This is a genomic window from Parviterribacter multiflagellatus (genome assembly GCF_056863265.1).
Genome location: NZ_JBXPIZ010000001.1, coordinates 653964 through 680734 on the forward strand (window position 1 = coordinate 653964; position 26771 = coordinate 680734).

The 26771-nt window shown below is 76.3% G+C and carries 21 protein-coding genes; 8 read left to right on the plus strand and 13 right to left on the minus strand.

The window, feature by feature from the left end; genetic code table 11:
- The first annotated feature begins 95 nt into the window (after positions 1-95).
- Positions 96-608 carry a CGNR zinc finger domain-containing protein gene (locus tag AC1UE5_RS02950; RefSeq protein ID WP_482920566.1) on the plus strand — a complete coding sequence of 171 codons (513 nt, stop codon included), beginning with the start codon at positions 96-98 and terminating at the stop codon, positions 606-608.
- A 56-nt stretch (positions 609-664) separates the two neighbouring features.
- Here AC1UE5_RS02950 and AC1UE5_RS02955 read toward each other — a convergent pair whose 3' ends face one another.
- On the minus strand, positions 665-1252 hold the full coding sequence (locus AC1UE5_RS02955) for an NADPH-dependent FMN reductase (RefSeq protein ID WP_482920567.1): 588 nt from the start codon (positions 1250-1252) through the stop codon (positions 665-667).
- Positions 1249-2679, minus strand: a complete 1431-nt coding sequence (locus AC1UE5_RS02960) for a DHA2 family efflux MFS transporter permease subunit (protein ID WP_482920568.1) — start codon at positions 2677-2679, stop codon at positions 1249-1251. Before AC1UE5_RS02960 ends, AC1UE5_RS02955 begins: the two co-directional genes overlap by 4 nt.
- A gap of 109 nt (positions 2680-2788) precedes the next feature.
- Between AC1UE5_RS02960 and AC1UE5_RS02965 the strand changes: the two genes are divergently transcribed.
- Positions 2789-3268, plus strand: coding sequence for a MarR family winged helix-turn-helix transcriptional regulator (locus AC1UE5_RS02965; protein WP_482920569.1), 480 nt, complete (start codon positions 2789-2791; stop codon positions 3266-3268).
- Between the two features lie 46 nt (positions 3269-3314).
- On the opposite strand, the gene AC1UE5_RS02970 is transcribed toward AC1UE5_RS02965, so the two are convergent.
- On the minus strand, positions 3315-3971 hold the full coding sequence (locus AC1UE5_RS02970) for a TetR/AcrR family transcriptional regulator (RefSeq protein WP_482920570.1): 657 nt from the start codon (positions 3969-3971) through the stop codon (positions 3315-3317).
- A gap of 78 nt (positions 3972-4049) precedes the next feature.
- On the opposite strand from AC1UE5_RS02970, the gene AC1UE5_RS02975 reads away from it, so the two are divergent.
- Complete coding sequence (locus AC1UE5_RS02975) at positions 4050-4823, plus strand: DUF4386 domain-containing protein (RefSeq protein ID WP_482920571.1); 774 nt, start codon at positions 4050-4052, stop codon at positions 4821-4823.
- A gap of 29 nt (positions 4824-4852) precedes the next feature.
- Here the strand turns inward: AC1UE5_RS02975 and AC1UE5_RS02980 are convergent, their stop codons facing one another.
- Genes AC1UE5_RS02980 through AC1UE5_RS02990 form a run of 3 tightly spaced genes read right to left on the minus strand, consistent with a single transcriptional unit; the run spans position 4853 to position 6392 of the window.
- Positions 4853-5383: a putative immunity protein gene (locus tag AC1UE5_RS02980; protein ID WP_482920572.1), complete on the minus strand. Its 531-nt coding sequence runs from the start codon at positions 5381-5383 to the stop codon at positions 4853-4855.
- Positions 5384-5394: 11 nt separating this feature from the next.
- Positions 5395-5598 carry a DUF4177 domain-containing protein gene (locus tag AC1UE5_RS02985; RefSeq protein ID WP_482920573.1) on the minus strand — a complete coding sequence of 68 codons (204 nt, stop codon included), beginning with the start codon at positions 5596-5598 and terminating at the stop codon, positions 5395-5397.
- 44 nt (positions 5599-5642) lie between these two features.
- A complete protein-coding gene (locus AC1UE5_RS02990; RefSeq protein ID WP_482920574.1) occupies positions 5643-6392 on the minus strand; it encodes a M23 family metallopeptidase in 750 nt (249 codons plus the stop codon).
- A gap of 621 nt (positions 6393-7013) precedes the next feature.
- On the opposite strand from AC1UE5_RS02990, the gene AC1UE5_RS02995 reads away from it, so the two are divergent.
- Positions 7014-7928 (plus strand): calcium-binding protein, encoded by a 915-nt coding sequence (locus AC1UE5_RS02995; RefSeq protein ID WP_482920575.1) that lies wholly within the window; start codon positions 7014-7016, stop codon positions 7926-7928.
- Positions 7929-7946: 18 nt separating this feature from the next.
- Here the strand turns inward: AC1UE5_RS02995 and AC1UE5_RS03000 are convergent, their stop codons facing one another.
- Entirely contained in the window at positions 7947-8999 is a 1053-nt protein-coding gene (locus tag AC1UE5_RS03000; RefSeq protein ID WP_482920576.1) for a hypothetical protein, read from the minus strand.
- 172 nt (positions 9000-9171) lie between these two features.
- Between AC1UE5_RS03000 and AC1UE5_RS03005 the strand changes: the two genes are divergently transcribed.
- Together AC1UE5_RS03005 and AC1UE5_RS03010 are read left to right on the plus strand one after the other, a co-directional pair.
- Complete coding sequence (locus AC1UE5_RS03005; RefSeq protein ID WP_482920577.1) at positions 9172-11625, plus strand: DUF6351 family protein; 2454 nt, start codon at positions 9172-9174, stop codon at positions 11623-11625.
- Between the two features lie 184 nt (positions 11626-11809).
- Positions 11810-13402 (plus strand): bifunctional diguanylate cyclase/phosphohydrolase, encoded by a 1593-nt coding sequence (locus AC1UE5_RS03010; RefSeq protein WP_482920578.1) that lies wholly within the window; start codon positions 11810-11812, stop codon positions 13400-13402.
- 20 nt (positions 13403-13422) lie between these two features.
- Here the strand turns inward: AC1UE5_RS03010 and AC1UE5_RS03015 are convergent, their stop codons facing one another.
- Positions 13423-17880 carry a tandem-95 repeat protein gene (locus AC1UE5_RS03015; RefSeq protein ID WP_482920579.1) on the minus strand — a complete coding sequence of 1486 codons (4458 nt, stop codon included), beginning with the start codon at positions 17878-17880 and terminating at the stop codon, positions 13423-13425.
- 189 nt (positions 17881-18069) lie between these two features.
- Here AC1UE5_RS03015 and AC1UE5_RS03020 point away from each other — a divergent pair, with 189 nt between their 5' ends.
- The gene (locus AC1UE5_RS03020; protein ID WP_482920580.1) at positions 18070-20889 is read left to right on the plus strand and encodes a helix-turn-helix transcriptional regulator; all 2820 of its coding nucleotides are present in this window, start codon (positions 18070-18072) and stop codon (positions 20887-20889) included.
- Between the two features lies 1 nt (position 20890).
- Here AC1UE5_RS03020 and AC1UE5_RS03025 read toward each other — a convergent pair whose 3' ends face one another.
- Positions 20891-22222 carry an FAD-binding oxidoreductase gene (locus AC1UE5_RS03025; RefSeq protein WP_482920581.1) on the minus strand — a complete coding sequence of 444 codons (1332 nt, stop codon included), beginning with the start codon at positions 22220-22222 and terminating at the stop codon, positions 20891-20893.
- A 123-nt stretch (positions 22223-22345) separates the two neighbouring features.
- Between AC1UE5_RS03025 and AC1UE5_RS03030 the strand changes: the two genes are divergently transcribed.
- Positions 22346-22516 carry a hypothetical protein gene (locus tag AC1UE5_RS03030; protein ID WP_482920582.1) on the plus strand — a complete coding sequence of 57 codons (171 nt, stop codon included), beginning with the start codon at positions 22346-22348 and terminating at the stop codon, positions 22514-22516.
- A 46-nt stretch (positions 22517-22562) separates the two neighbouring features.
- Here the strand turns inward: AC1UE5_RS03030 and AC1UE5_RS03035 are convergent, their stop codons facing one another.
- From AC1UE5_RS03035 to AC1UE5_RS03050, 4 genes are all read right to left on the minus strand, one after another.
- The gene (locus AC1UE5_RS03035; protein ID WP_482920583.1) at positions 22563-25325 is read right to left on the minus strand and encodes an ATP-binding protein; all 2763 of its coding nucleotides are present in this window, start codon (positions 25323-25325) and stop codon (positions 22563-22565) included.
- 81 nt (positions 25326-25406) lie between these two features.
- Positions 25407-25661: a hypothetical protein gene (locus tag AC1UE5_RS03040; protein WP_482920584.1), complete on the minus strand. Its 255-nt coding sequence runs from the start codon at positions 25659-25661 to the stop codon at positions 25407-25409.
- Complete coding sequence (locus AC1UE5_RS03045) at positions 25658-25939, minus strand: hypothetical protein (RefSeq protein ID WP_482920585.1); 282 nt, start codon at positions 25937-25939, stop codon at positions 25658-25660. The genes AC1UE5_RS03040 and AC1UE5_RS03045 overlap by 4 nt, the downstream gene beginning before the upstream one ends.
- Before the next feature lie 90 nt (positions 25940-26029).
- Positions 26030-26719: a DUF899 domain-containing protein gene (locus AC1UE5_RS03050; protein ID WP_482920586.1), complete on the minus strand. Its 690-nt coding sequence runs from the start codon at positions 26717-26719 to the stop codon at positions 26030-26032.
- Between the last annotated feature and the right edge of the window lie 52 nt (positions 26720-26771).

The window sequence follows — 26771 nt, forward strand, 5'->3', positions numbered from 1 at the left end:
AAAACGATGTTTGCCGGTTGAAGCGGAGGCCGCACCGTACCACACCGCGACCGTCAAACAGCGTTTTGATGGTTGCGACCGCTAGACTTCGACGCGTGGACCCCCGCCCGCTCACCTCCGAGCCCCTGGCGCTCGACCTCGTCGACACCGTGTGGATCGACGACGCCGGCCGCCACGACCTGCTCGACGACCCCGAGGCGTGCGCGGCGTGGGCTGCGGGGCATGGGCTCCCGTTCGGCGGGGGCGGCGCGCGGGCCAACCTCCTCCGCACCCGCGAGGCGCTCCGCGCGGTGCTCGAGCGCCCGGACGACCTGTCCTCGGCGGCGGCCGTCGACGCGGTCCTCGCGCGCGGCCGCATCCGGCTCGACCTCGCCGGCGAGACGGTCGAGGTCCCCGACGCGTGGGCCGCGTCGTGGCACGCCGCGCGCGATCTGCGGCGCCTGCTGACCGAGAACGCCGCGCGCGTCAAGCACTGCGCGAACCCCGAGTGCGTCCTGTGGTTCGAGGACACCACGCGCCCCGGCACGCGCCGCTGGTGCTCGATGACCGGCGGGTGCGGCAGCAAGCTGAAGGCCCGCCGCCACGCGCGGCGCGGCCGCGACGCCTGACCGGCCCCGAACGGCGCGCCGCGCCGCCGGGGCGGGTCGTCGGCCGGCGCGGGTCGTCAGGCCGCGCGCGCCGGGTCGGTCGCGCGGTCGCGCAGCCACCGCAGCGCCTCGGCCCAGGCGACGAGCTCGTCGAGCATCCGGTCGAGCGTGGGGAGGTGGTGGTCCGCGGGGCGGAACGTCTCCATGTCCACGAAGTCGTGGAACATCGAGAGGGCGACCTGCGTCCGGACGTCGGCGAGCTTCAGCTCGGCCACCACCTGGCGCAGGTGCTCGACGGCGCGCGTGCCGCCGTGGAGCCCGTAGCTCACGAAGCCGACGGCCTTGTCGTGCCACTCGCGGAAGACGAAGTCGAGCGCGGTCTTGAGGACGCCGGGCGCCGAGTGGTTGTACTCCGGCGTGACGAAGATGAACGCGTCGTACGCCGCGATCGTCTCCGACCAGCGCCGCGTGTGGGGCTGCTGGTAGTCGGCGCTCAGCGCCGCGGGCGCCGGCTCGTCGAGGTGCGGCAGCGCGAACTCCGCCAGGTCGACGACGTCGAACGTGGCGTCCGTACGGCGGCTGGCGTGCTCCTGCACCCATCGCGCGACGACGGGCGACTTGCGGCCCGGGCGGGTGCTTCCGGTGACGATGGCGATGCGGATCATCCGCGGTGCTCCTTCCTGGGGTTGGACTGGGGGACGGCGGTGGCGCGCCACAGCAGCAGCGCGGGGACGAGTGCCAGCAGCGACGACGCGGTCAGCCACCAGAAGGCGGTGTGGAACGCGTGCTCGGCGCCGGCCGGCAGCTCGTCGGCGACGACGACGGCGAGCAGCGCCCCGCCGAGCGCTCCGCCGAGGCGCATGACGATGTTCAGCTGGGTCGTCGCGTCGGGCAGCGCCTCCGGGCGGACGGCGGCGTAGACCGCGGTGATCACCGGCGTCATCGCGAGCGCGATCGCCATGCCGCGCACGAACAGGAGCGGCTGGAGCGTCGCGGCGCCCGCGTCGGTCGGCAGCAGCGCGAAGGGGACCGTCGAGGCGACGGTCAGGACGATCCCGCCGACGGCGACGATCCCGCCCCCGAAGCGGTCGGTCAGCGTGCCGCTCACCGGCGACATGAGCGCGGTGCCGGCGCCGAGCGTGATCAGCGACAGGCCGGTGTCCAGCACGTCGGCGTCGCGGCCGAGCTGGAAGTACAGCGGGAAGAGGAGCGCGGCGCCGAACAGCGCCGTCCCGGTGAGCAGCGCCGTGACGCTGCCCGCGGCGTACGCCGGCACCCGGTAGAGGCGCAGGTCGAGGAGCGGGTGCTCCGTGCGGCGCGCATGCGCGAGGTAGCCGAGCAGGGCGAGCACGCCTCCGGCGACGGTCGCCGCGGCGACGGGGTCGGCGATCGTCGCGGTGTCCGCGACGCGCGTCAGGCCGTACACCGCGGCGGGGAGGCCCGCGCCGACGAGCGCGAGGCCGAGCAGGTCGAGTGGCGGGGCGGCGCCTCGCGTCCCGCGCGGCACGGTCCGCAGCCCGAGAACCAGGCCGACCAGGCCGATCGGGACGTTGATGAGGAACAGCCATCGCCAGGACGCGACCTCGAGGACCAGGGCGCCCACCACGGGCCCGATCGCCGGAGCGAGGCTCACGGCGAGCCCGAGCACGCCCATCACCCGCCCGAGCCGCTCCGGGCCGGCGGCCTGCCCGAGCACGGTCTGCCCGGCAGGGACGAGCAGGCCGGCCGTCAGGCCCTGGACGACGCGCAGCGCGATCAGCGACTCGGCGTCCGGTGCGAGCGCGCACAACGCCGACGCGACGGTGAACGCCGCGAGCGCCGCCAGCCACAGCCGGCCCACGCCGACGCGGCGCCCGAGCCAGCCCGTGAGCGGCAGGCCGACCGCGAGCGCGAGGAGGTAGGCGTTGGCGACCCACTGGACCTCGCCGAGCGACGCATGCAGCTCGCGGCCGATGCTGTCGAGGCCGACGTTGACGACGGACGTGTCGAGCTGGCTGGTGAACGCGCCGAAGACGATCACGCCGCCGAGCCGCCACACCGACATGTCGCGTGCGGCCCGGCCGGCCGGCAGGCGGCGGGCACGAGAGGTCAACGAGAGCGAAGGCACGACCATCCTTTGCGTTGGGGGACCCTACGTTGGGGCACCCAATGCTAGACGGTGGCGTTGGGAGTGCCAACGCCAAGCCGATATCGTCCTTGCCGTGGACAGCGCGACCCGCCTCGTCCGGCTCGTTCCGCCCCGTCGTCTGTGGCAGCGGGCGAGCTGGCTGCTCAGCCACGCCTCGGGGCGCGCCTACCGCCTCGTCGTGCAGGAGGCCGGCGGCCCGGTCGGGCGGATGCGGTACGGCTTCCTGGCGGCGCTGGAGGAGTTCGCCCCCATCAGCCAGGCCGAGCTCGGCCGCCGGCTGGGGATCGACCGCAAGGAGGTCGCCGGCGCCATCAACGACCTCGAGGCCGCCGGGTTCGCGCGGCGCGCGCCGGACGAGGACGACCCGCGCCGCAACGCCGTCTCGATCACCACGGCCGGCAAGCGCGAGCTGCGCCGGCTCGACGCGGCGCTCGATCGCGCGCACGAGGACCTGCTCGCACCGCTGTCGCGGCGTGAGCGCGCCGAGCTCGACCGCCTGCTCCAGCGGCTCGTCGAGCACCACTTCGGCGCGCCCGCCCCGGACGGCGACTAGCTGCGCGGGGCGGCCGGCGCGCGGGTCGGGCCGCGGTGTCGGCGGGCTAGGACCGCAGGCGCTCGATGCCGTCGAGGACGAGCTCGAGCCCGAACGCGAACTCGGCGTCGTAGTCGTAGCCGCCGCCCGCGAACTCGCCCATCGCCTCGACGAGGTAGCGGTAGTCCTCCATCTGCGGCACGTGCCGGGCCTGCTCGCGCATCACCTCGGCGGTCGCGCCGTCGGCCCGCGCCGGGAGGTCGCGCTCCTGCAGCGCGAAGCCATAGACGTACGCGTCGAGGACCGAGTTCGCGTGCACCGCGTCGCGGAAGGGGAACCCCGCCTCGCGTAGGACCCCGAGCGTCGCGTCGTGCACGCGCAGGCTCTCCGGGCCGGGCCGCATCCGTCCCTCCATCGACCCGATCGCCCACGGGTGCCGGCGCATGGCGGTCCGGTGCGAGCGCGCGCGGTCGCGCATCGCCTCGCGCCACGGGGCTGTGCCCGGCGCGGCGACCTTGACCTCCCCGAACACGAGGTCGACGAGGCCGCCCAGGAGGTCCTCCTTGCTCGCCACGTGCCGGTACAACGACATCGCCTCGACGCCGAGCTGCGCGCCCAGCCGGCGCATGGTGCAGCGCTCGAGGCCCTCGCTGTCGGCGAGGGCGAGGGCGGCCCGCAGGATGCGGTCGCGGGTGAGGGGTTCGCGGTGGCTTGTGGGCGACATGCGGTTGACAGGGCTTCGGAGACAAGCGTACCTTACGGCGTAAGCTTACAGCGTAAGTCCAACGACGAAGGTCACCTCATGCCAGCTCCATCGCTCACCGACTCCGACCGCCGCGCCGCCCGCACGATCGGCGTGCTGTTCCTCCTCACGTTCGTCACCGCGATCGCCGCGTTCGCGCTGTACGGGCCGCTCCTCGACGAGCCCCGCTGGGTGCTCGGCGACGGCTCGTCGACGCAGATCCAGGTCGGCGCGCTCCTCGAGGTGCTGCTGGTGGTGACGAACGTCGGCACGGCCGTCGTCCTGTATCCCGTGCTCCGCCGCTACCAGCCGACGCTGGCCCTCGGCTGGGTCGCGTCGCGCATCGTCGAGTCGACGCTCATCGCGGTCGGGGTCGTGAGCCTGCTGTCCGTGCTCACGCTGCGCACCGAGGGCGTGGGCGCCGACGGCTCGCTCGTCACCTCGGCGCAGGCGTTCGTGGCGGCGCACGACTGGACGTTCCTGCTCGGGCCCGGCTTCTGCGTGGCGATCGGCAACGGGCTCCTGCTCGGCTACGCGATGCTGCGCTCCGGCCTGCTGCCCCGGCGCCTGGCGGTCATCGGCCTCGTCGGGGGCTCGCTGTGCCTGGTGAACGCGCTCGGCGCCCTGTTCGGCGGGTGGGAGCAGATGTCGGGCGTCGGCGGCCTGCTGAGCTTCCCCGAGATGATCTGGGAGGGCGGCGTCCTCGGCGTCTACCTGATCGTCAAGGGCTTCCGCGACCCCGCGGCGAGCGTCGCGCCTCGCGAGGGCGTCCCGATCACGGGCGGCTCGATCGTCGAAGCGGACCTTGTCCGGCCGGCGGCGCAGGGCGCCTGAGGACCTCGGACGGCTCAGCGCCGGGGCGGTCAGGCCAGCTGTGCCTGGAGGTCGCGGATCGCCGCGCCGACCGCGCCGCGCGTGAGCAGCCCCGGGCCGAGCGGGCCGGCCGAGCTCTCGCCGAGGAGCGGGAGCCGGCGGAGGGCGGCGCGAACCTCCGGGGACATCGCGTCGAGCTGCCAGCGGATCTCGTCCGCGGCGGCGTCCCCCGGCCGTGCGGGCGACGCGAGCGCGACGGCCTTGGCGGCGTAGCCGGCGGCGCCCAGCGCATGCGCGCCCATGTGGGCGACCGCTGCGGCCTGGCCGGCTGCGCGGGCGGCCGCGGCCGCGGGAGGGGTGACCTTCCGCGCGCTCCCGCCACCCTCGAAGCGGCGGCGGATCTCGTCGGCGACGTCGAGCTCGCCGCGAGCGAAGCCACGTGTGCGCGCGATCGCGTCGCGCGGGCCGGCGTCGTCATGCGCCTCGGCCTCGAAGATCGGCAGGACCCGCTCGGCGCAGTCCGCCGCCCACGCGGCGACGGTCTGGCGCTCGGCCAGGCTCAGGCTCTGAAGTGACAGCACGCGCCCGCGCGTCAGGCGAGCGCGCGCTTGAAGAGCAGCAGGTGGCCGTCCTTCTCGCCGTGGAGGGCCGTGTGCGTGAGGACCTTGACCAGCTCCCACCCTTCGGCGCCCATCTCGTTGAGGCCCTTCTCGAGGGCCTTGCGGTCGAGCTCCTCGTCCTTGCGCCCGAGGAAGCCGTGGGTGATCACCGTCGTCGTGTACTCGTAGCTCGCCATGCGCACAGCCTCTCACGCGCGCGCGGGCGCGATCTCGCGCGTCATCAGCCGAAGCGGTCCCAGGCGTGGAGGAAGGGCTCCGGGTCGAGCAGGCGCCCGGAGGCGCTGCGCAGCTCGAAGTGCAGGTGGCAGCCGACGCTGCGCGCGTTCCCCGTGTCGCCGACGTAGCCGATCTGCTGGCCGGTCCGGACGCGGTCGCCGCGCTGGACGAGCGGCCGGTCGCGCAGGTGCGAGTAGCGGTACTCGCGGCCCTCGAAGCGGTCGCGGACGACGACCTCGTGGCCGTAGAGCACCGGGTCGTACCAGCTGCGGACGACCGTCCCCGCGCGGGCCGCCACCATCCGCGTGCCGCACGCCGCGTTGACGTCGTACCCCTCGTGCGTCCGTCCGCCGTTGCGCGGCGCCCCGAAGTAGCCGATGCCGCCGCGATCCTGGTGCGGCCCGCGGATCGGGTACATGTGCCCGCGCAGGACGAACCGGCCGAGCAGCCTCCGCGTGCGGGTGCCGGGGACCACGAGCCGGACCCGGTAGCGCCCGTCGCGCGCCGCGTCGCCCCGGCCGGTCACGCCGTTCCACGCGACCCGCTGCGACGCGCCGGCGGGCACACGGCGAAGCACGATCCTCCGCGCGAGCCGGCTGCCCCGCTCGGCGACGACCTCCACGTGCACGACCGCCGCGGCCGCGTCGAGCGTGAACCGCACGCGGACCGGATCGCGGCCGAGGAAGATCTTGGCCGGGGCGACCCGGGCGGCGCTCACGGCGGGCGGCGCGGGCGGTGGGGCGTCGACGAGCATCAGCGCAGGCTAGGCCGACCGGGAGCGGACGACCGCGAGGACGCGACGGCGTCGTCCGGTCGAGCGCGAGGACCAGGAACGCCTTGCGCACGGCGCGCGAGCTGGTAGACATGCCGGCATGCGTTCGTTCCGATTCGGGCGGCCGGGCAGGGGAGCGCGGCGCGTCCTCGGTGTGGCCGTCGTGACCCCGCTGCTCGCGCTCGGGGCGAGCGTCCCCGCCGACGCCGGCACGCTGTCGGTGTCGGGCACGACGATCACCTACCAGGCCGCGCCCGGCGAGGCGAACTTCCTGACGGTGAACTGGGGGAACTCGGGCGCCGACGACTCCACGCCGACGTTCACCGATCAGGCGGCCATCACGCCGGTCGCGCCGTGCGAGTACTACGCGGGCAGCTACGAGTGCCCGTCCGCAGGGAACACCCCCCAGGTCGTCGTCCGGCTCGGGGACGGCAACGACTTCGCGGAGTCGATCAACGACAAGGCCGCCGGCCAGCGCGTCCAGCTCTTCGGCGAGGACGGCGACGACGACCTGCAGAGTGACGCGAGCTCCGACGTGCTCGACGGCGGCCGGGCAACGACACCCTCACGCCCGACGACAAGGACGCGGGCGGCGGCGACGTCGTGGTCGGCGGGCCGGGTGAGGACACGCTCCAGACCGGCAACCCGACGGGCGCGTCCGGCCCGATCGGCGTCTCCTTCGACGGCGCCGCGAACGACGGCTACCCCGGCGAGGGCGATAACTACGCGCCCGACCTGGAGGACCTCTCCGCCACCGCCGTCGCGCCGACGATCAACTTCGTGGGGAACGACGCGCGGAACGTCGTGAACCTGCGCAGCGAGTCCGCGGACACCGTGCAGGGGCTCGGCGGCGACGACCTCATCGACGGCGCGAACGGCAACGACGTGCTCGACGGCGGCGCGGGCAACGACACGATCTACGGGGGCGGCAACGACGACACGATCGTCGGCGGGCCAGGGGTCGACGCGCTCCACGGCGAGGGCTCGGGCAGCGGGCTCTACGTGTCGATCGCCGGCAGCGACCGCATCGACGCGCGCGACGGCCTGGCCGAGAACCTGAACTGCGGGCCGGGCGCCGACACCGCGATCATCGACGCGATCGACGTCGTGCCGCAGGACCCGGGCTCGCTGTGCGAGGCCGTCGACCGCGGGGCCACCCCCACGCCCGGTCCGGCGCCGGGCCTGACGGTCCGCGCCGCGACGATCCGCTCCAGCTCGCTGCGGGCACGCCGCAACCGCATCGCCGTCTCGGTCGCCTGCCCGGCCGGCGGCGCGACCTGCAAGGGCCGCGTGACCGTGCGGACGGCGGCGAAGGTGAGGGTCGGCAAGCGCCGCGCGGTCGTGACGCTCGGTAGCGCCTCCTACACCGTGAGCGCCGGCAAGCGGAAGACCGTGAACGTCAAGGTCTCGGCGAAGGGCCGCTCGCTGCTCCGCCGCAGCCGCCGGTTCCGCGCGCGCGTGACGGTCACGACGACCGGGGCGAAGGCGACCAGCCGCCTGGTCACGCTCCGCCGCTAGGTCGCCGCGCCGGGCCGCCTAGCTGGCCTCGGCCACGTCCGCCGCGCGCCGGTACGGCTCCTGCTCGCGGCGGATGAGGTCGGGGTTCGTGCCGCGCGCGTGGACGAGCTCGAGCGTGAGGAGCTGCGCCGCGAGCGCGCCGGTGAGGAGCGCGCCGGCCGCGCGGGGCAGGTCGGCGGGCGCCGGGAACGTGACGAGCGCGGAGCGCATCGACAGCTCCGCGACCGCGGCCAGCGCCTGAGCCGCGCGGGCGTCGCGCGCCGCCGACTCGTGCGCGTCGAACCGGAGGAGGACGAGGCCCGTGTCCGCGTCGGCGGCGGGGAGATGGCCGTGGAGGACCTTCTCCAGCCCGAGCGGCGTGACCGGCACGTGCGTGCCCTCCTCGATCTTCAGCGCCAGCTCGCGGGCGGTGATCTCGTCGACCCCGGAGGCGACGGCGAGGAGGCGGGGGCAGCCGGCGACCTGCGCGGCCGCGTCGGCGAGCGCGGCGCGCTGCGCGCGGACGGCGTCGATGGCGGCGCGGGTCGCGGCGATGTCCGGAGTCTCTCCGGCGAGGTGTGACGCAACTGCGGAGAAGGCGAGCAGCGGCGAGAGGTAGCCGACGGTGTGGCACCACGAGGTGTCGACCAGCGGCGTGCCAACGACGAGCGTGCCGTCCGGCAGCGACGCCTCGGCAGGCCGCGCGGTGACGAGCGCCGTCGCCGCCCCGCGCCCGGCTGCCGCCGCGATCGCCGCGAGCGTCGCCGGCGTGCCCGCCTCGTGGGAGACACCGATCAGGAGCCCGCCGTCCTGCGGCTCCAGCGAGGCCTCGAAGGCGTCGCGCGCGCGGACCGCGCCGGTGCCACCGAGCGCCTCGTCGAGCATCGCGGCGCCCGCCATCGCGGCGTGCTCGCTCGTCCCGCACCCGGCCAGCACGACCGGCGCACCCGCCTCGACCGCCGCGCGCACCTGCGCGGCCAGCGCACTGGTTGGACCAGCGGCGAGAACTGGTTCGACCAGTCCGGGCTCGGCGTCGATCATCTCCTCCATCGCCCACGGGCGACCGGAGCGCAGCTCGGGCATGTCGCTCATGCGCGCGGAGGCTACGCCCGCGCGGGCGCCCGCCTACGTCGCGGAGGCAGGCCCGGCGCGCGCCGCCCTGCCGCGGAGGCGAACCGGCGCACGCGCGCCGGCGAAGTCGTACGGTCCCCTCGGTCCTCCTGGAGTCGGAGGGCGGCACGGGGTTGGGAGGCTCGGAGTGCGGATGAGGGTTGTCGGGTCGGTGGTCGCGGTGGCGGCTGTGCTGGGGGCGGCGGCCGCGCCGGCGGCGGCGGTCGAGATCGAGGTGCTGAGCAGCCGGGCGGACCTCGTGTCCGGCGGCGACGCGCTGGTGCGGATCAGCGGCGCGGGCGCGGAGGCGGCGAAGGTCACGCTCGGCGGCACCGACGTCACGGGCCAGTTCGCCAAGCGGCAGAACGGGCACGTCGAGGCGCTCCTCACCGGCATCCCCGACGGCAAGGTCGAGCTGCGGGCGGAGACCGGTGGGACCGGCGCGCGGCTGACGCTGACCGGCCACCCGAACGGCGGCCCGCTCATCTCCGGCCCGCAGATGCAGCCGTGGATCTGCCAGGCCACCGCGCAGGACGCGCAGTGCAACGAGCCCGCCAGGTACGAGCTGCTCTACAAGGGCCGCTGGAGCAGCGAGCTGAAGCCGTACGACCCGGCCAGCCCGCCGTCGGACGTCGCCGAGACGACCACGACCGAGGGCGAGACGGTCCCGTTCGTCGTCCGCCTGGAGACCGGCTACCAGGACCGCGACCAGTACAAGATCGCGACGCTCTACGACCCGTCCCAGCCGTGGGAGCCGTGGGCCCCGCAGCGCGCGTGGAACCGGCGGCTCGTGTTCACGCACGGCGGCTCGTGCGGCACCGACAGGGGCGCCGGCGGCGCGCCCGACGTGCTCAACGCCGAGCTGCTCGGCAAGGGCTTCCTCGTCGCCTCGACGGCGCTCAACAACCTCGGCCACAACTGCAACCCGGTGCTCATCGCCGAGTCCGAGCTGATGGCCCGCGAGCGCGTGATCGAGCAGCACGGACCCGTGAAGGCGACGCTCGGCACCGGCTGCTCGGGCGGCTCGATCGCGCAGACGATGCTGGCCCACGCGTACCCGGGCTTCTACGACGGCATCACCGTCTCGTGCACGTTCGCCGACCTCTTCACGACCGGCAAGCACGCGGTCGCCGGGCACCTGTTCAAGACGTTCTTCGGCAAGCTCGACGCGAACCTCTACACGCCGATCGACCACGCGGCGGTCAACGGCTCGCCGGTCGCGACGCTCGACGACTTCCTGTTCGACCTCGCGTTCTGGCCGGCGATCGACGGCAGCGGCGGGTGCGGGAAGCTGCCCGACTCGTATCCGCGCTGGAGCCCCGAGAACCCCGGCGGCGTGCGCTGCGGCGTGCTCGACCACAACATCAACGTCCTCGGCACGGGCCGGACCGGCTACGTCGGCGTCCCGTTCGACAACGTCGGCGTGCAGTACGGCCTGAAGGCGCTGGAGCAGGGGCTGCTGACGCCCGCGAAGTTCGTGGACATCAACGCGCGGATCGGCGGCCTGGATCCGGTCACGCTCCAGCCGACGCCGCAGCGCACCGAGGCGGACCTGAGCGCGCTCGCCGCGTCCTACCGCGCGGGCTACATGGCGATCGGCAACACGCTCGACCAGACGCCGATCCTCGAGGGCCGCGGCTCCAACGAGGTCACCGCGCACGTGACGTACCCGTCGAAGGTGCTGCGCGCGCGGCTCGACGAGCAGTTCGGAAACCACGACAACCACGTCCTGTGGCAGGGCCCGTTCCCGGTCATGGGGAGCCTGAGCTTCGCGAACCGGATGGTGCTCGAGATGGACCGGTGGGTGCAGAACATCCAGGCCGACGAGCGGGGCGTGCCGCACGCGCAGAAGGTCCGCGAGGGCAAGCCGGCCGACCTCGGCGACCGGTGCGAGTACGTCGAGGGCGTCACGCGGCCCGGCACGGACTGCCCGGAGCTCGTGCGCTTCTACCCGTCGCCGTCGCAGCAGGCGGGCGAGTCGCTCAACAACGACATCCTCAAGTGCCAGCTCAAGCCGCTGCGCCGCGAGGACTACGGCGTGACGTTCACCGACGCGCAGTGGGCGAAGCTCGAGGCGGCGTTCCCGACCGGCGTGTGCGACTGGACGAAGCCCGGCGTGGGGGAGCAGCCGACCGTGCCGTGGCTGACGTTCGCCGACGGCCCGGGCGGGCGGCCGCTCGGGGACCCGCCGCGCAGTGAGCCCTACGCGGTCGGTGGCGGCGCGACGCCGGAGGGCGGCGCTCCGGGCGCGGCGCCGGTGCCGGGCACGGCGGCGAGCGGCACCGCCAAGGCGGGTGCGGCGACCCGCGCGGCGTCCAGGTCCAAGAAGGCGAAGAAGGCGCGCGTCACGATCACGCGCACGCTCCTGCGCGGCGGCCGCGTCCGCCTCGGCTGCCGCGTCACCGGCGCGACGCTCCGCACCTGCCGCATCACCGTCCACGTCCGGCGCGGCGGGATGACCCGCTGGGTGCGGACGGTGACGGTGCAGGCGGGCCGCACGGCGACGGTCCGGCTCCCGCGGACCGGCCGCTTCGAGCTCCGCGCGCAGGCGACGACCGCCGGGGGCTCGCGCCTCACGGCCAGTCGCACGATCCTCCGCGGGAGGTGAGCAACCGGCGCGGAGGCCCGTCGGGGCCTCCGCGCCGATCCTCCGCGTCACCGTGCGCGCGGAGCCCGAACCGGAGCGCGCCGGTACCGCTGCTGCGCCAACCCTCTGGCCCCGCCTCGTGCGCACGCGCGAACGCGCCGATAGCGGCTGTATGACGTCACCCGGAGCCGCTCCCACGCCTGCCGTGTCGTGGCGGTTCCTGGGGCTGCTCTTCGTCGCCTCGGGCGCCCTGGGAGCGGCGACGCTGCCGTTCGACCAGGCGCACGCGTTCGTCCGGTGGCCGATCGCGATCGTCGCCGCCGTCGCGATCGTGGCGGGGGTCGCGACCGTGGTCCTCGCGCCGCACATCCCCGAGGCGCTGCTGATCGTCGGCCTGCTCAACTGCGCCACGCTCGTCAGCACCGCGGTCGTGCTCTCCGGCGGCCCGAGCAGCCCGTACCTGATCCTCTACGCGTGGACCGGCGTCGAGGCCTGGTACTTCCTGCGGCGCCGGCTCGCGATCTGGTTCACCGCCGCGGCCGGGGTGGCGATCGGCGCGGTGCTGGTGCTGTCCGGCGACGGCGGCGTCACCGCGTGGATCATGGTCTTCGGGACGATGGTCGCGCTCGGCCTCGTGACGAGCACGCTGCGCGAGCGGGCCGACCGGCTGATCGAGGTGCTCGCCGACCGCGCGACGCGCGACATGCTCACCGGGCTGCCGAACCGGCGCGGCTACCAGGAGCGCATCGAGCAGGAGCTGGCGCTCGCCTCCGAGCACGGCACGCCGGTGACGATCGTGCTCGCCGACATCGACGAGTTCAAGCGCCTCAACGACGCGTTCGGGCACCGCTTCGGCGACCGCGCGCTGACCGAGTTCGCCGACCTGTGCCGGACCGAGCTGCGCTCGCCGGACCGGGTGAGCCGCGTCGGCGGGGAGGAGTTCGCGATCGTCCTCCCGCGCGTGGACGAGCGCGGCGCGATGGCGGTCGCCGAACGGCTGCGGCGCGCGGTCCGCTCGAACCTGCGCGCGCCGGACGGGCGGCCGCTGTCGGCATCGTTCGGCATCGCGTCGTTCCCCAAGCACGGGACCGACCCCGAGGTGCTGCTCGACCACGCCGACCAGGCGATGTACGCGGCCAAGCACCTGGGCCGCGACCGCACGGTGATCTTCTCCGACGGCCTGCTCGACGCGGTGCGCGACGACGCTCCTGCCGAGCAGCTGCAGGCCGTCCTCGTGCTCGCCGAGGCGCTCGACCTGCGCGACGTCGGCACCGCCGACCACTCGCAGACGGTCGGCCGGCTGTGCGCGGACATCGCCGAGGAGCTGGGTCTGGAGCCGCACCACGTCGAGCGCATCCGCGTCGCCGGCATCCTGCACGACGTCGGCAAGCTCGGCGTGCCCGACCACATCCTCCACAAGCCCGGCAAGCTCACCGACGCCGAGTACGACGAGATGCGCAAGCACTCCGAGCTCGGCGCGCGGATGGTCGCCGCGGCGGGGATGGACGACGTCTCGCGCTGGGTCCTCGCGCACCACGAGCGGCCCGACGGCCGCGGCTACCCGCTCGGCCTCACCGGCGGCGACATCCCGCTCGAGGCGCGCATCCTCGCGGTCGGTGACGCGTACGAGGCGATGGTCGCCGACCGCCCGTACCGCCGCGCGCCCGGCCACGACTTCGCGGTCGCCGAGCTGTGCCGCTGCCAGGGCACGCAGTTCGACCCGCGGGTCGTCGCGGCGCTCCTGCGCGCCACGGACGGCGAGACGGCCGGCGCGGGCGTGAGCGCCGCGCCGGCCTGACGCTCAGGCGGCCGCGCCGCTCACCGCCGGGCGGCCACGGCGCGCCACGCGGCCCGCTTCGACGTCGGGAGCGTGACCTGCAGCCGCACCGTCGTCGGCTTGCCCTGCGCGGGAGTGAACGTGACCGCGAGCGTCACCGTCGCGCGCTTGCGCAGCGGCTTGGCCTTGCGCTTGGACTTCGCGGCCTTGAGCGTGACGGCGACCGTCCCGGCGGCGCGCGCCGAGGCCGTGCCCTGTGCGACCGCGCGCTTGCCGACGGTCGCCTTGACCGTGACCTTCCCGGCGCCGGGGGCCGCGACGCGGGCCGCGAGCACGCCGCGGGAGGACATGCGCACCGCCGTGACGGCGAGCGCCGGGGTCGCGTCGCGCGGCACGCCGGTCCGCGGGGCGGACGTGCCGCCCGCGGGCGGTCCGCTCTGGCCGGGCGCCTGCGGGGCGGGCGGCGCGGGCGGCGGCGGGGGCGGCGGCGGCGTGGGGGAGATCGTCACCGTGAACGCCCGCGTGGTCGTCGCGCCGTGCGCGTCGGCGGCCTTGAGGTCCACCGTCGCGGTGCCCGAGCGGCCGGGGACCGGCACGACCCGCACCACCCGGGCGGCGCCGCTGCCGCTCACGGTCACCGCACCGACCAGGTCGGACGCCGAGGCGGCGGTGAGCGTGGCGCCAGCGACCGCGTCGTCGGGATCGAGGAGCGCGACCGGCACGTCGGCCGCCACGCCCTCCTCGGTCGCCGCGTCGGCGACCGTGATGCGCGGCGCGTCGTTGACCGGCGCGACGGTCAGGTCGAACGTCCGCACGGCCGTGACACCCGCGGTGTCGGTCACGGTCACCTCGACCGTCGCCGTGCCGGAGCGGTCGGCCGCCGGGGTCACGACGGCCGTCCGGTTCGCGCCGGTGCCGGTGAAGGCGACGGCGCCGAGGAGGCCGGCGTTGGCGGTCGCCCGCGCCGACAGCGTCAGCGGCTCGACGCCGTCTACGTCGGCGAGCACGAGCGGCGCGGAGACCGGCACGTCCTCGTCGGTGCTCGCGTCGGCGATCGGGTCGAGCGCCGGCGGGTCGTTGACGTTGCGCACGACGACGGCGACCGTGCCGGTGCTCACGTTGCCGTGCTGGTCCTCGACCGTGTAGGTGAACGGGTCGGGGCCCACGAAGCCCGGCGGCGGCACGTACGCGAACGTCGTGCCGTTGCGGGTCACCGTCCCGTGCGCGGGCTGCGTGTGGCCGGTCAGCGTGAACGTGTCGCCGTCCGCGTCCGCGTCGTTGGCGAGCACGTCGGGCACGGTCCCGCCCGCGGTGTCCTCGTCGACCTCGAACGCGTCGGTCGTCGCGGTCGGCGCGTGATCGTCGTCCTCGATCGTCACCGTCGCGCTCCCGTCGCCGAGCGCCGCGCCCGTGACGCTCGCGGCCTGCACCGTGAACGTCTCGCCGGGCTCGACGCGGTGGTCGCCGCGCGTGCGGAGCGGCACCGTGACCTCCTGCGTGCCGGCCGGGATGCGCACGACGGTCGGCTGGAGGACCTGCACCTCGGCGAGGTTGAGCGTGCCGGTGCCCTCGCGCTGGACGCGCACGAAGCGGCCGCGGGCGCCGATCGGCAGCCGCGCCCCGCGCGTCTCCGTGCCGCTCTGGACGGCGATCGTCGCCGCGGCCTTGGCGTCGGCGAAGGCGGCCGGCAGCGGGGCGTAGGAGACGAGCACCCACAGGTTCGCGGTCCGCTCGGGCGCCGCGTCGGTGCGGCCCCAGAGCTGCACGGCGCCGACGTCCTGGACGCTGCCGAGGTCGACCTGCCACGACGGGTCGGCCTCCTCGGTGGTGTGGATGACCGAGCCCGCGCCCCAGTCGCCGTTGGCGTTGCCGTCGTTGGCGCGGCTCGCCACGCCGCCGAGGTGGGTGGACGACTGCGTCGACGGCTTGCCCACCGCGACGTTCGCCTCCTCCAGCATCCCCTGGCTGAGGACCTGGACCTCGGCGAGGTTGATCACGGCGGCGTCGCCCTCGCGCTGCACGCGGACGTACCGGCCGCTGGCCCGCAGGGCGGCGACCGCCGGGCGGCCGTGGGCGGGGACGTGGACGGCGGCGTCAGCGGCGGCCTTGGCGGCGGCGAACGCCCGCGGCAGCGGCGTGTCGGACGCGAGCACCCACAGGTCGCCGCCGGTCGCCTCGCAGCAGCCGGTGCGGGAGTGGAGGTTCACGCTGCCGATGTCCTCGACCGCGCCCAGGTCGACCTCCCAGTACGGGTCAGGGTCGCCGGGCGCCGTGTGGATGACGGAGCCCGCGCCCCAGTCGCCGTCGAGGTTGCCGTCGACCGCGCGCGACGCCACGCCGCCGAGGTGCGTCGTGCTCTGCGTCGCGGGCTTCTCGAGCGCGAGGTTGCGCGCGTTGCCGATCGGCACCGGCTCGTAGTCGGCCAGCGGCGTCGCCGTGCCCGCGGACGTCGACACCGTGGCGGTGACGGCGCGCTCGGTGGGCCCGTCGAGCCGCAGGCGCACGGTGCCCGTCCCCGCGCCGTCGTCGCCCTCGACCACCGTGCCGTCGAGCACGCTCAGCGTCGCCTGGTCGTCGTCGGCGAGCGTCACCTTCGCGGTGCTGCGCCCGAGCGCGACCGGGCCCGTCAGACCGGTCAACGCGACGGCGATCTCCTCGTCGGCCTCGTCGGCCGCGTCGTCGACCCCCGTCACCGTGACGGTCTTGGGCGCCGTGTCGCCGTCCGCCCACGTGAGCGGGATGTCCGCGTCGCCGTCGGGGGCGAGCACGCTGGCGCCGCCGGGGGCCGTGATCGTCATGTCGGCGCCGGTCACGGTCGGGCTGCCGGTCAGGCGCACGGTGACGCCGGCCGCGCCGGTCGCGGTGCCGGTGCGGCGGACGACGATCGACGCGACGCCGCCCTTCTCGGAGATGGTGTGGGCCGCGTCGGCGAGCCCGACCGCGGCGTCCGCCTCGAACGCGCCGACGTCCGGCTTGGCGTCGCCGTTCCCGTCGCCGTCGACCGGCCGCCCGACGCCGCGCTGGTCGGTCGCCGGGCCGGTCGCGCCGGCGTCGATCGCCGGGCCGGCGGCCGCCCAGGTGGGGGTCGGGCCGCCGTTGTCGCGCAGGCCGCGCGCGTCGAGGGCCGCGTCGACGCCGACGAGGTTGTCGCCGCCGTCGGTGTAGGCGCCGTCGATCGCGGGAGCCCCGCCGGCCGTGCCGACGACCGAGCCGGCGATCGAGACCGTCCCGGCGAGGCGGTAGACGCCCGAGCCGCCGCTCGCGGTGTTGGCCGCGAGCGTGCTCGACGCGATCGCGACCGTGCCGGGGTAGGTCGTGGCGTTGCGCGTCGCCTCGGTGGTGAAGATCGCACCGCCCGCCGCGAACCCGGCGCCGCCCGGCTGGATGCTGGTGCCGGCGGGGCCGCCGACCGTCGTGTTGAGCGCGAGCGTGCTGTTGGTGACGTCGACGTGGCCGCCGTGGTTGAAGATCGCTCCGCCGAGCCCGGCGCCGCCGCCGCCGCTGCCCGCGGAGCCGGGGCTCTGCATCTGGTTCATGCGTCCCTGGCCGCCCGCGCCGCCGCCCCAGCCGCCGGCGCCCCCGGGGGCGCTCATGGCCGCGCCGCCGGTGCCGCCGCCACCGCCGCCGCCGAACCCGCCGGCCGCGCCGCGCTGGTAGAAGTTGTCCCAGCGCAGGCCGCTCGTGCCGCCGCCACCGCCGCCGCCGCCGAACCCACCGGGCGTCGCGGCGTCCGCGGGCGAGCCGCCGCCGGCCTCCCTGGTCAGGCCGCCATTGCCGCCGCCGTCGGGGGCGCCTGCGCCGAGGGTCTGGCAGCAGCTCGCCTGGCCGTCGCCGGCCACGCTGCCGCCGCCACCGCCGCCGATGTTGTCGCCCAGCGGCGCGGTGCTGCCGCCTCCGCCGCCGCGCGCGGCGTTGGCCGTCAGCGTGCTCGCGCGGACCTGCAGCGTGCCCTGGTTGAAGATCGCACCGCCGAGCCCGGCGCCGCCCCCGCCGCCGCCGTTGGCGCTCCCGCCGCCGTTGCCGCCCTGGGCGAGGCCGCCGGTCAGCGTGAGCCGCTCGAGCGTCAGCGTGCCGGACGGCGCGACGTACAGGAGGCGGAACGACGGCGCGAGCGCGGACCGCGCGAGCGTCACGCCGTCGTCGCCCGTCGGGCCGCTGACGGTGACCGGCGTGGTGATCGTGAGCGCCGTCGGGCCGAGCCCGTTGTGCGCGCCCACCTCGTCGAGCTCGATCGTCGTGCCGTGCAGGGGCGTGGCGAACGTGATCGTGTCCGCGTCCGGGTCGGCCTCCGCCGCCGCGACCGCCTCGCGCAGCGAGCAGCCGTCGGTGGGCGCCGTGCCCGCGACGCACGCGGTCGCGTCGGCCTCGTCGGCCGCGCTGGTGACCACGAACGTGGCCGCGGAGGCGCTCGCGGGCAGCGCCAGGCCCGCGGTGACGGCGGTGAGGAGCACCATCCGGCGCGCCATCCCGCGCGCGGTCTCGCCTGCTGCTCCGTCCATCGTCGTCCTGCCTCCGTGCGGTCGTCTGGGAAGTTGCGGCGTGGCGCATCTCCGGTCGCGCCACGCCGACCCGCCATCGGCCGGCGCCGGACCCCGCATGAGCGATGCACGGGAAACCAGGGGAAAGACCAGGGGAGGGCCAGGGATCGTCACGAAGCTCGCGGGCGCGCGAAGTAGGCTGCGCGCGCGATGGGCGCGACCACGACCCCCGGGCTGCTCGAGCGCGACCGCGAGCTGCGCGGGCTCGAGGCCGCCGTCGCGGCCGCGCTCGACGGGCGTGGCAGCACGGTCGTGCTCCAGGGGCCGGCCGGCATCGGCAAGACCGCGCTGCTGCGAGCGGCGGTGGATGTCGCGCGCGCGTGCGGGGCGCAGGCGGTGATCGCGCACGGCTCGGAGTTCGAGCGCGCGTTCGCCTACGGGGTCGTGCGGCAGCTCCTCGAGCCGCTCGTCGCCGAGACGCCCGAGGACGCGCGCGCCGGGCTCTTCGCCGGGGCCGCGACGCTCGCCCAGGAGACGCTCGCGCCGGGCGGCGGCCAGGGCGCGGGGGAGCGCGACACCGCGTTCGCGACGCTGCACGGCCTCTACTGGTTGTGCGTGAACCTCGCCGACCGCGCGCCGCTCGTGCTCGCGGTCGACGACCTGCAGTGGGCCGACGCCGCCTCGCTGCGCTGGCTCGCCTTCCTCGCACGGCGGATCGACGGGCTGCGCGTGCTGCTCGTCGCCACCCAGCGCACCGACGAGGCGGTCGAGCCCGAGTCGCTCGCCGACGAGCTCGTCGTCCGCCGCCTCGCCGACACCGTCCGTCCCGCCGCGCTGTCGCCCGAGGCGGTCGGCGTGCTGGTGGCGCACGAGCTGGGCGGCGCGCCCGAGGCGGCGTTCGTCACCGCCTGCCACGACGCGACGCGCGGCAACCCGCTCTTCCTGCACGAGCTCCTCGGCACGCTGCGCCAGCAGGGCGTCGCCCCCGCGGCCGGGTCGGCCGACCGCGTGCAGGAGGTCGGCCCGCGCGCGGTGGCGCGGCTCGTCCTCGCCCGGCTCGCCGGCCTGGGCCCGGAGGCGGAGCGGCTCGGGCGCGCGGCCGCGCTGGTCGGCGACGGCGGGGATCCGGAGCTGGTGGCGCAGGTCGCCGAGCTCGACGCGCCCGCGTTCCACGCCGCCGCGCACCGCCTCGCGGGGGCGGACCTCGTGGCGGTCGAGCCGCGGGTCGCGTTCGTCCATCCCGTCAGCCGCGCCGCGGTCGTCGCGGCGATCGAGCCGGAGGAGCGCGCGGCCCTGTCGCGGCGCGCCGTCGCGGTGCTGTCCGCGCGCGGGGACGTCGAGGCCGTCGCGAGCCACCTGCTGGCGGTGCCCGCCGCGGGCGACCCCGAGGCCGTGAGCGTGCTGCGCCAGGCCGCGCGCGGCGCGCTCTCCCGCGGCGCCCCGGACACCGCCGTCACGCTGCTCCAGCGCGCGCTGGCCGAGCCGCCGCCCGCCGCCGACGAGGCCGACGTGCTCTACGAGCTGGGCCTGGCCGAGCTGCGGACCCACGCGACCGCCGCGCCCGTCCACCTGCGCGCGGCGCTCGACCGCATGCCCGCCGGGGCGGCGCGCGCCGCCCGCGCCGACGACCTCGCGCACGCGCTTCACGGCCTCAACCGCTCCCGCGAGGCGTTGGAGGTGGCCGAGCAGGCGCTCGCCGAACCGGGCGACGCGGCCGGCCGCCAGCGGCTGCTCGCGCGCACCGCCGAGCTGGCGCGGTTCCTCGGCGACCACGACGCGGTCGTCGCGAGCATCGTCCGCGCCGAGGCGGAGATCACCGACCCGGGTCTGCTCGCCCGGGTCCGCGCGATCGGCGCCTACGACGCGATGCTCGCCGGGACGCCCGCGGACGAGGTCGCGGCGCGCGCCCGGCAGGCGCTGGAGGGCGGCGCGCTGGCCGAGGACACGTCGAGCGGCTCGATGCCGCTCTTCCTGGGCTGCATGGCGCTGGCCGCCGCGGGCGACGTGGCGGGCGCGACCGCCGAGCTGGAGCGGGGGATCGACACCGCGCGCCGCCGCGGCTCGATGGTCTCCTACGCCGGCAGCCTGGCCATCCGCGCGCGGCTGCGGCTGATGCGCGGCGACCTGCGCGGGGCGGAGGCCGACTGCGGCGAGATCGAGGAGCTGGGCGTCGACGGGCTCGGCCGCGACTACGGCGCGGGCTGGCTGGTCGAAAGCCTCGTCGCGCAGGGGCGGCTCGACGACGCCGACGCGCTGCTCCGCGACCGCTCGTTGACCGGCGACCTCCCGGCGCTCATCGTCTTCAACCCGGTCCTGCACGCGCGCGGGCGGCTGCGGATCGCCCAGGGGAGGCTGAGCGAGGGGCTCGCCGACGTGCTGCTGTGCGGGGAGCGGCAGGAGACGCTCGGCGCGTCGAACCCGGCCGACCTGCCGTGGCGCGGCACCGCCGCCGCGGCGCTGCACCAGCTCGGGCGGACGGACGAGGCGGCGGCGATGAGCGCCGCGCACCTCGAGGCCGCGCGCGCGTTCGGCGCGCCCGCGATCGTCGGCCGTGCTCTGCACGTGGGCGCGGCGATCGCGGGCGGCGAGGCGGGCGCGGCGTACGCGGAGGAGGCGGTCGCGCTGCTCGACCCGGAGCGCGCGCCGGTGGAGCGCGCGGAGGCGCTGCTTGGCCTCGGCCGGCTCCGCCACGCGCGCGGCGACGCCCCGGGGGCGCGGCAGGCGCTGCAGGAGGCGCGGGCGCTCGCGGAGGAGCACGAGGCCGCGCCGCTGGCCGAGGCGGCGGCGGAGGCGGCGCTCGCGGCGGGCGCCCGCCCCCGCCGCGCCCGCGCGCGCGGCGCCTCCGGGCTGACGCCGGCCGAGCGCCGGACGGCCGAGCAGGCCGCCTCGGGCCTGAGCAACCGCGAGATCGCCCAGGCCTCGTTCGTGACGGAGAAGACCGTCGAGGGCCACCTCTCCGGCGCCTACCGCAAGCTCGGCATCACGTCGCGCTCGCAGCTCGCCGCCGCGCTCGCCGCCACGGCGGACTGAGCTACAGGACGCCGTCCGGGTCGTACTTGGCCTTGATCGCCTGGACGCGGTCCGGCGGCGCGTCGCCGCCGTCGGAGGAGAAGTTCACGTACGAGCTGCCGTCCGAGCACGGGAGGAGCTCGTCGTAGAACGCCCGCGTGTACGCGATGTTCGCCTCGTCGTCGGCCGGCTGCTGCCACGTCGAGTCGATCGAGACCAGGAACTGCGCGTCGCGGGCGCCGAACGCGGTCGCGTCCGCCGCCACGCGGCCCATCGCGCCGCCGAGGTGGCGGATGATCATCAGCGTCTGGGGCGACGGCGCCTCCATCGAGCGGCGCTTGATGATCTCCAGCGCGCGGTCGGAGAGGTCGTTCGTGTAGAGCGACTTCCAGAAGTAGCGCTGGCCGTCGGCGAACAGCGGGTCGAGCGCCTGCTGCTCCTCCAGGTAGCCCGTCGGGTGCGTGAGGTCGACGAGCGGCGTCGTGATCGAGCGGAACGGCGCGCACGCCTCCTCACCCTCGGACACCGACCCCATGTGCAGGCCGGCGATGCCGACGAACGGCTGGCCGACGAGCTCCTCGGGCAGGCCCGGGATGGGCGGGATCGTCCAGACGAGCAGCGCGGTGGACAGCTCGTCCGGCGCGTCGGCGACGAGCTCGCGGTAGCGGTCGCACACCTCGTCGATCGCGTCGAGCGGGTACGTGACGAGCATGCTCAGCATCTCGTCCCGGACCGGGTGCATGCGGAGCTCGAACTCGGTCACCACGCCGACCGGCGCGCGGCCGCCGCGGAGCGCCCAGAAGAGGTCGGCGTTGACCTGCTCGCTGGCGCGCACGACCGAGCCGTCGGCCAGCACGACCTTGCAGGAGACGATGTTGTCGATCGTCATGCCGTCGCGCCGGCGCTGGTGCGAGTAGCCGCCGCCGAGCGCGAGGCCCGCGACGCCGGTCGACGAGACGACGCCGCCCGGGACCGCGAAGCCGTGCGGGACGGTCACGGCGTCGACCTCGCCCCACGTCGCGCCGGCCTGGACGGTCGCCACGGCGCGGACCGGGTCGGCGTGGACGCGCCGCATGGGCGAGAGGTCGATCACGAGCCCGTCGTCGATGACGGCGGTGCCGGCGACGTTGTGGCCGCCGCCGCGGACGGCGATCGCGAGGCCCTGCTCACGGGCGTAGGCGAGCGCCGCGACGACGTGCTCGGTCGAGGCGCAGCGGGCGATGACCGCGGGCCGGCGGTCGATGACGCCGTTCCACACGCGGCGCGCCTCGTCGTAGCCGGCGTCGCCGCGGAACAGGACGGCGTCGCCGAACCGGTCGCGGAGCGCGGCGTGGGAGTCGGAGGAGATAGCCATGGTGGCGATGCTCCGCCGCGGGAGTTACCGAAAGCTTCCCGTGGAGTTGCCGTCGCCGCCCGGGCCGCAGACCAGGGGCTTGCCCGGGCGGAAGCGCGCGCCCGGCGCGGCACCGTGTGCGCCATGAACGACTACGACCCCATCGCCGGCGCCCCGCCCTGGCGCGGCGACCCGGACCCGGCCGACCGGCTGCCCGGCGTCGAGCGGCGCCGGCGCGTGCTCGCCTCCGTCCTTCTCGCGGCCGCCGCCGTGGCGGGCGCGGCCTGCGTCGTCGCCGACGTCTGGCTGATCTGAGCCCGGCCGCCCGGTCGCCCGGCCGCCCGCCCGTCCGGCCGCCCGCTCACCGCGGCGCGAGCGCGCCCGCCAGCTCCTTGCGCGACGCGACCCCGAGCTTGCCGAACACCTTCCCCAGGTGCCACTCCACGGTGCGCGGGCTGAGGAAGAGCTGCGCGGCGATCTCCGGGTTGGTCTGGCCGCCCGCGGCGAGCTGGGCGATCTCCGACTCCTGCGCCGTGAGGTCGTCGCGCGAGGCGTGGCCGCGGCGGCGGACGGTCTCGCCGGTCGCGAGCAGCTCGCGGCGGGCGCGCTCGGCGAACCCCTCGGCGCCCACGTCGGCGAACAGCTCGTGGGCGCGGCGCAGGTGCTCGCGCGACGCCGCCCGCCGCCGCTCGCGCCGCAGCCACTCGCCGTAGACGAGGTGCGCGCGGGCGACGGCGGAGCGGACACCGGTCCGCTCCAGCCGCGCGAGCGCCTCGCGGTGGCGCGCGTCCGCGTCGTCGCCCTCGGCCAGCAGCGCGTCGCTGCGGGCCGCGAGCCCGAGCGCCCAGTCGGTGCCCGCCGCGTCGGCCAGGCGGCGCAGCCGGCGCGCGGGCGCCAGCGCCTCCTTCCGCCGGCCGCTGCGGACCGCGGCCTCGACGACCTCGGGCAGCACGAACAGCGCGAGGCCGATGTCGAGCGGGTGGCCCGACACGTCCTGCACCGCGGCGAGCGCCTCGTCGTAGCGGCCCAGGCCGTTGAGGCGCAGCGCGCTCAGCCACTCGGTCGCGATCAGCCACTGGCCCTCGCCGCGGCGCGTGACCTCGCGGCGGCGCGCGTCGATCAGCCCGAGCGCCTCGTCGTCGCGCCCGCGCCACGCGGCGAGCCACACCGCGCGGTTGAGCGACGGCGGCGCGCCGGTCGCGTCGATCACCGCGTCGGCCTCGGCGGCCAGCGACAGCGCCGCGGGCAGGTCGCCCTGCATGAGCTTCACGCTGAACCGCTCGACCAGCGCGGGCGGGAGCTGGGACAGAGCGCCGGCCGTCCGTGCGAGCGTGAGCTGCCGCTCCGACAGCACGTCCCACGCGGCCGCGTCCCCGAGCGCGCGAGCGGCGACGCACGCGAGCCGCAACCCCTGGAGCGCCGCCGGGTCGGAGCTGGGCGGCGCGGCGGCCTCGGCCGCCACCGCGGTGCGCAGCGCCGGCGCGGCCGCGGCCATGTCGTCGGTGGCGAGCAAGGCGAGCCCTGCGAGCAGGCCGTCGGGCGTGCCGGCGGCGGCGCGGGGCGCGGCCAGCACCGCCTCGGCGACGGTGTGGACCGTCCCGCCGGGCGCGAGCGAGCCGGCTGACAGCGCGGCGAGGAACGCGTCGCGGGACGTCTCGTGGGCGAGCGCCGCGTCGAGCGGGGCGAGCCGCCGCGCGGCGTGCAGCAGCAGCGCGGGCGCCTCGCGCCCGCGCGTGGAGACGTAGGCGATCTGCGCGCGCAGCAGCTCGGCCCGCGCGCGGTCGACCTCGGCGAGCGGCCCGGCCTCGGCCAGCGCCAGCATCCCCAGCGCGGCCTCCGGCGCGCCCGCCTCGTGCGTGCTCTGCGCCGCCGCCAGCGCCCGCCGCGCCCGGTCGGCCGGCTCCGGGGTCAGCTCCGCCGCGCGGCTGTGGAACGCCGCCCCGGCCGCCAGCCCGCCGCGCGCCTGCGCCCGCGCCGCCGAGCGCTCCAGCTCCGCCGCGACCTCCGCGTCCAGCCCGGCGGTCGCCAGGCCGCGGTGCCACGCGCGGCGGTCCGGATCGGTCCGCGGGTCGGTCGCCTCGGCCAGCGCCCCGTGCGCGCGCTGGCGCTCCGGCAACGAAGCGGCCTCGTACACCACGCGGCGCACGAGCGGGTGGCTGAACCGCGCGTAGCCGCTCAGCTCCACCAGCCCCGCCGCGGCCGCCGGGCCCGACGCCGCCGCGCCGACGCCGAGCAGCGCCGCCGCACGGAGCACGATCACCGGGTCACCGAGCGGGTCCGCCGCCGCCACGAGCAGCAGCAGCCGCGTGTCGTCCGGCAGCGCCGCGAGCCGCCGGGCGTAGCTCTCCTCGATCCGCCCGACCATCGCCGCGCCGCCCGGCCCGCCCGCGACGCCGAACCCGCCGGCCATCTCGGCGGGCGTCAGGCCGCGCGGCAGCTCGAGCAGCGCCAGCGGGTTGCCGCGCGTCTCGGCGACGAGCCGGTCCACGACGCGCTCGTCGAGCGGGCCCGCCACCGCCGATGCGAGGAGCGCGCGGGCGTCGGCGTCCCCGAGGCCGTGGAGCCGCAGCTCGGGCAGCCCGGCCAGCTCCTGGTCGGCGCCTGGCTCCCGCACCGCGAAGACGAGCCCGACCGGCTCCGCGGCGAGGCGCCGGGCGACGAAGCCGAGCGCCCGCGCGGACGGCCGGTCGAGCCACTGCGCGTCGTCGACGACGCACAGCAGCGGGCGCTCCTCGGCCAGGTCGGAGAGGAGCGTCAGCGCGGCGAGCCCGACGAGGAAGCCGTCCGGCGCGGCGCCGGAGCGCAGGCCGAACGCGACCTCGAGCGCCTCGGCCTGCGGGGCGGGCAGACGGCGGAGCCGGTCCAGCACGGGCGCGCAGAGCTGGTGCAGGCCCGCGTAGGCGAGCTCCATCTCCGACCCCACGGGCGTCGCGCGCGCGACCCGCAGGCCGGTCGCGCGATCGCACAGCCCGTCGAGGAGCGCGGTCTTGCCGACGCCCATCTCCCCGCGCACGACGAGCACCTGGCTGGCGCCGCCGCGCACGGTGGAGAGGAGGCCGTCGAGCTGCTCGCGCTCGCGGTCGCGCCCGCGGAGCGGCCGGTGGGGAAGGGTCGCGAGGGACATGCCGGCGACGCTCGCAGCCCGTGGCGGGCCCGACATCGCACGGCCGTGTCATGTCTTAGCCCCGGACGCTGGCGCGCCCGCTCACCGCGTGACCTCGGCGGGCACGAGCCGCAGCCGCCGCCGGCGCTGCAGCAGCGCCGCCTGCAGGACGAACCACGCACCGCCGCCCGCCGCGTAGACGCTGAGGACGTCGAGCTTGGGGTCGTCGCCGAGCGCGGTGCCGAAGTAGAACGCGCCGACGAGCACGGACAGCCCGCCCGCGATCAGCATCGGGAGCTGGCGGCCCTGCTGGGCGCGCAGCCGGCGGGCCACGAGGACCTGGGCGACGCCGGTCACCACCGCCCAGACGCCGAAGACGGCGAGCGCGTCGGCGATCGTGCCGGTGCGGCGATGGCCAGCGCGACCGCGGCGAGCGCGCTCACACCCGCGTCGAACCGGAGCAGATCGCGGGCCGCGCCCGTGCGCGTGCGCGCGTCGATGAGCGAGGCGACGAGGTCGATGAGCGGGTACAGGACGAGCAGGACGCCGGTGGTCGCCGTCAGATCGTCGGACGTCGTGGCGAACAGGACCGCCCAGACGAGGGCGGCAGCGCCGCGGATGAAGTAGAGCTGCATGGCGGCGCTCCGCTACGTGGTGGTTGCGATGGTGGACATGGGCGGACGGTGCCGCGGCCGCGGCGCCGTGCCGCCCGGGGGACTCCCTGGTCAGCCCACGGGGGCCGCCTCCTGGTCGTAGCGGTCGTGCAGGCGCCACCAGCCGTACGGCGCGGTCTGCGGGTAGCCGGGCGGCGAGTCCTCCCACTCCTCCTGCCGGCCGAGGGCGGTGATGTCGAGGAACGACCACGTCGAGCCCATCGCCTCGTCGCCGCGCGAGTTGACGAAGTACGTGCGGAAGACGTCGCCGTCGTCGTCGCGCAGGAACGCGTTGGTGCCGTGCCACTCGCCGACGCCGTGGTCGGCGTCGAAGTCGTCGGTGAGCGTGTACCACGGGATCTGCTCCCACCCGAACTGCGCCTTCAGGCGGGCGATGTCCTCCTGCGGGGCGCGGGAGACGAAGACGAGCGTGGTGTCCTTGGCGTTGAGGTGCGCGAGGTGCGCGATCTGGTCGGCGAGGAACGAGCAGCCCGGGCACCCGTGGTCGGGGAAGCCCTTGACGCCGGGCTCGAAGAAGAAGCGGTACACGACGAGCTGACGGCGGCCCGCGAACAGGTCGACGAACGACGCGCGGCCGTCCGGACCTTCGAAGCGGTAGGGCTTGGTGACGGCCAGACGCGGCATGCGGCGGCGCTCGGCGGCGAGCGCGTCACGCGCGCGCGTGAGCTCCTTCTCCTTGACGAGCAGCGCCGCGCGCGCGGCCTCCCACTCCTGGGCAGAGACGACAGGTGGAAGTTCCATGTGAGCACAGACTCCGCCTGCGGCCGCAACTCATCGCTCGCCGCGTGCGCGC

Coding starts and splice junctions, on each gene's coding strand:
- AC1UE5_RS02955 (WP_482920567.1), bottom strand. CDS start 1,252: ATGATCCGCATCGCCATCGTCACCGGAAGCACCCGCCCGGGCCGCAAG.
- AC1UE5_RS02970 (WP_482920570.1), bottom strand. CDS start 3,971: ATGTCGCCCACAAGCCACCGCGAACCCCTCACCCGCGACCGCATCCTG.
- AC1UE5_RS02975 (WP_482920571.1), top strand. CDS start 4,050: ATGCCAGCTCCATCGCTCACCGACTCCGACCGCCGCGCCGCCCGCACG.
- AC1UE5_RS02985 (WP_482920573.1), bottom strand. CDS start 5,598: ATGGCGAGCTACGAGTACACGACGACGGTGATCACCCACGGCTTCCTC.
- AC1UE5_RS02990 (WP_482920574.1), bottom strand. CDS start 6,392: ATGCTCGTCGACGCCCCACCGCCCGCGCCGCCCGCCGTGAGCGCCGCC.
- AC1UE5_RS03000 (WP_482920576.1), bottom strand. CDS start 8,999: ATGAGCGACATGCCCGAGCTGCGCTCCGGTCGCCCGTGGGCGATGGAG.
- AC1UE5_RS03005 (WP_482920577.1), top strand. CDS start 9,172: ATGAGGGTTGTCGGGTCGGTGGTCGCGGTGGCGGCTGTGCTGGGGGCG.
- AC1UE5_RS03015 (WP_482920579.1), bottom strand. CDS start 17,880: ATGGACGGAGCAGCAGGCGAGACCGCGCGCGGGATGGCGCGCCGGATG.
- AC1UE5_RS03020 (WP_482920580.1), top strand. CDS start 18,070: ATGGGCGCGACCACGACCCCCGGGCTGCTCGAGCGCGACCGCGAGCTG.
- AC1UE5_RS03025 (WP_482920581.1), bottom strand. CDS start 22,222: ATGGCTATCTCCTCCGACTCCCACGCCGCGCTCCGCGACCGGTTCGGC.
- AC1UE5_RS03030 (WP_482920582.1), top strand. CDS start 22,346: ATGAACGACTACGACCCCATCGCCGGCGCCCCGCCCTGGCGCGGCGAC.
- AC1UE5_RS03035 (WP_482920583.1), bottom strand. CDS start 25,325: ATGTCCCTCGCGACCCTTCCCCACCGGCCGCTCCGCGGGCGCGACCGC.
- AC1UE5_RS03045 (WP_482920585.1), bottom strand. CDS start 25,939: ATGCAGCTCTACTTCATCCGCGGCGCTGCCGCCCTCGTCTGGGCGGTC.
- AC1UE5_RS03050 (WP_482920586.1), bottom strand. CDS start 26,719: ATGGAACTTCCACCTGTCGTCTCTGCCCAGGAGTGGGAGGCCGCGCGC.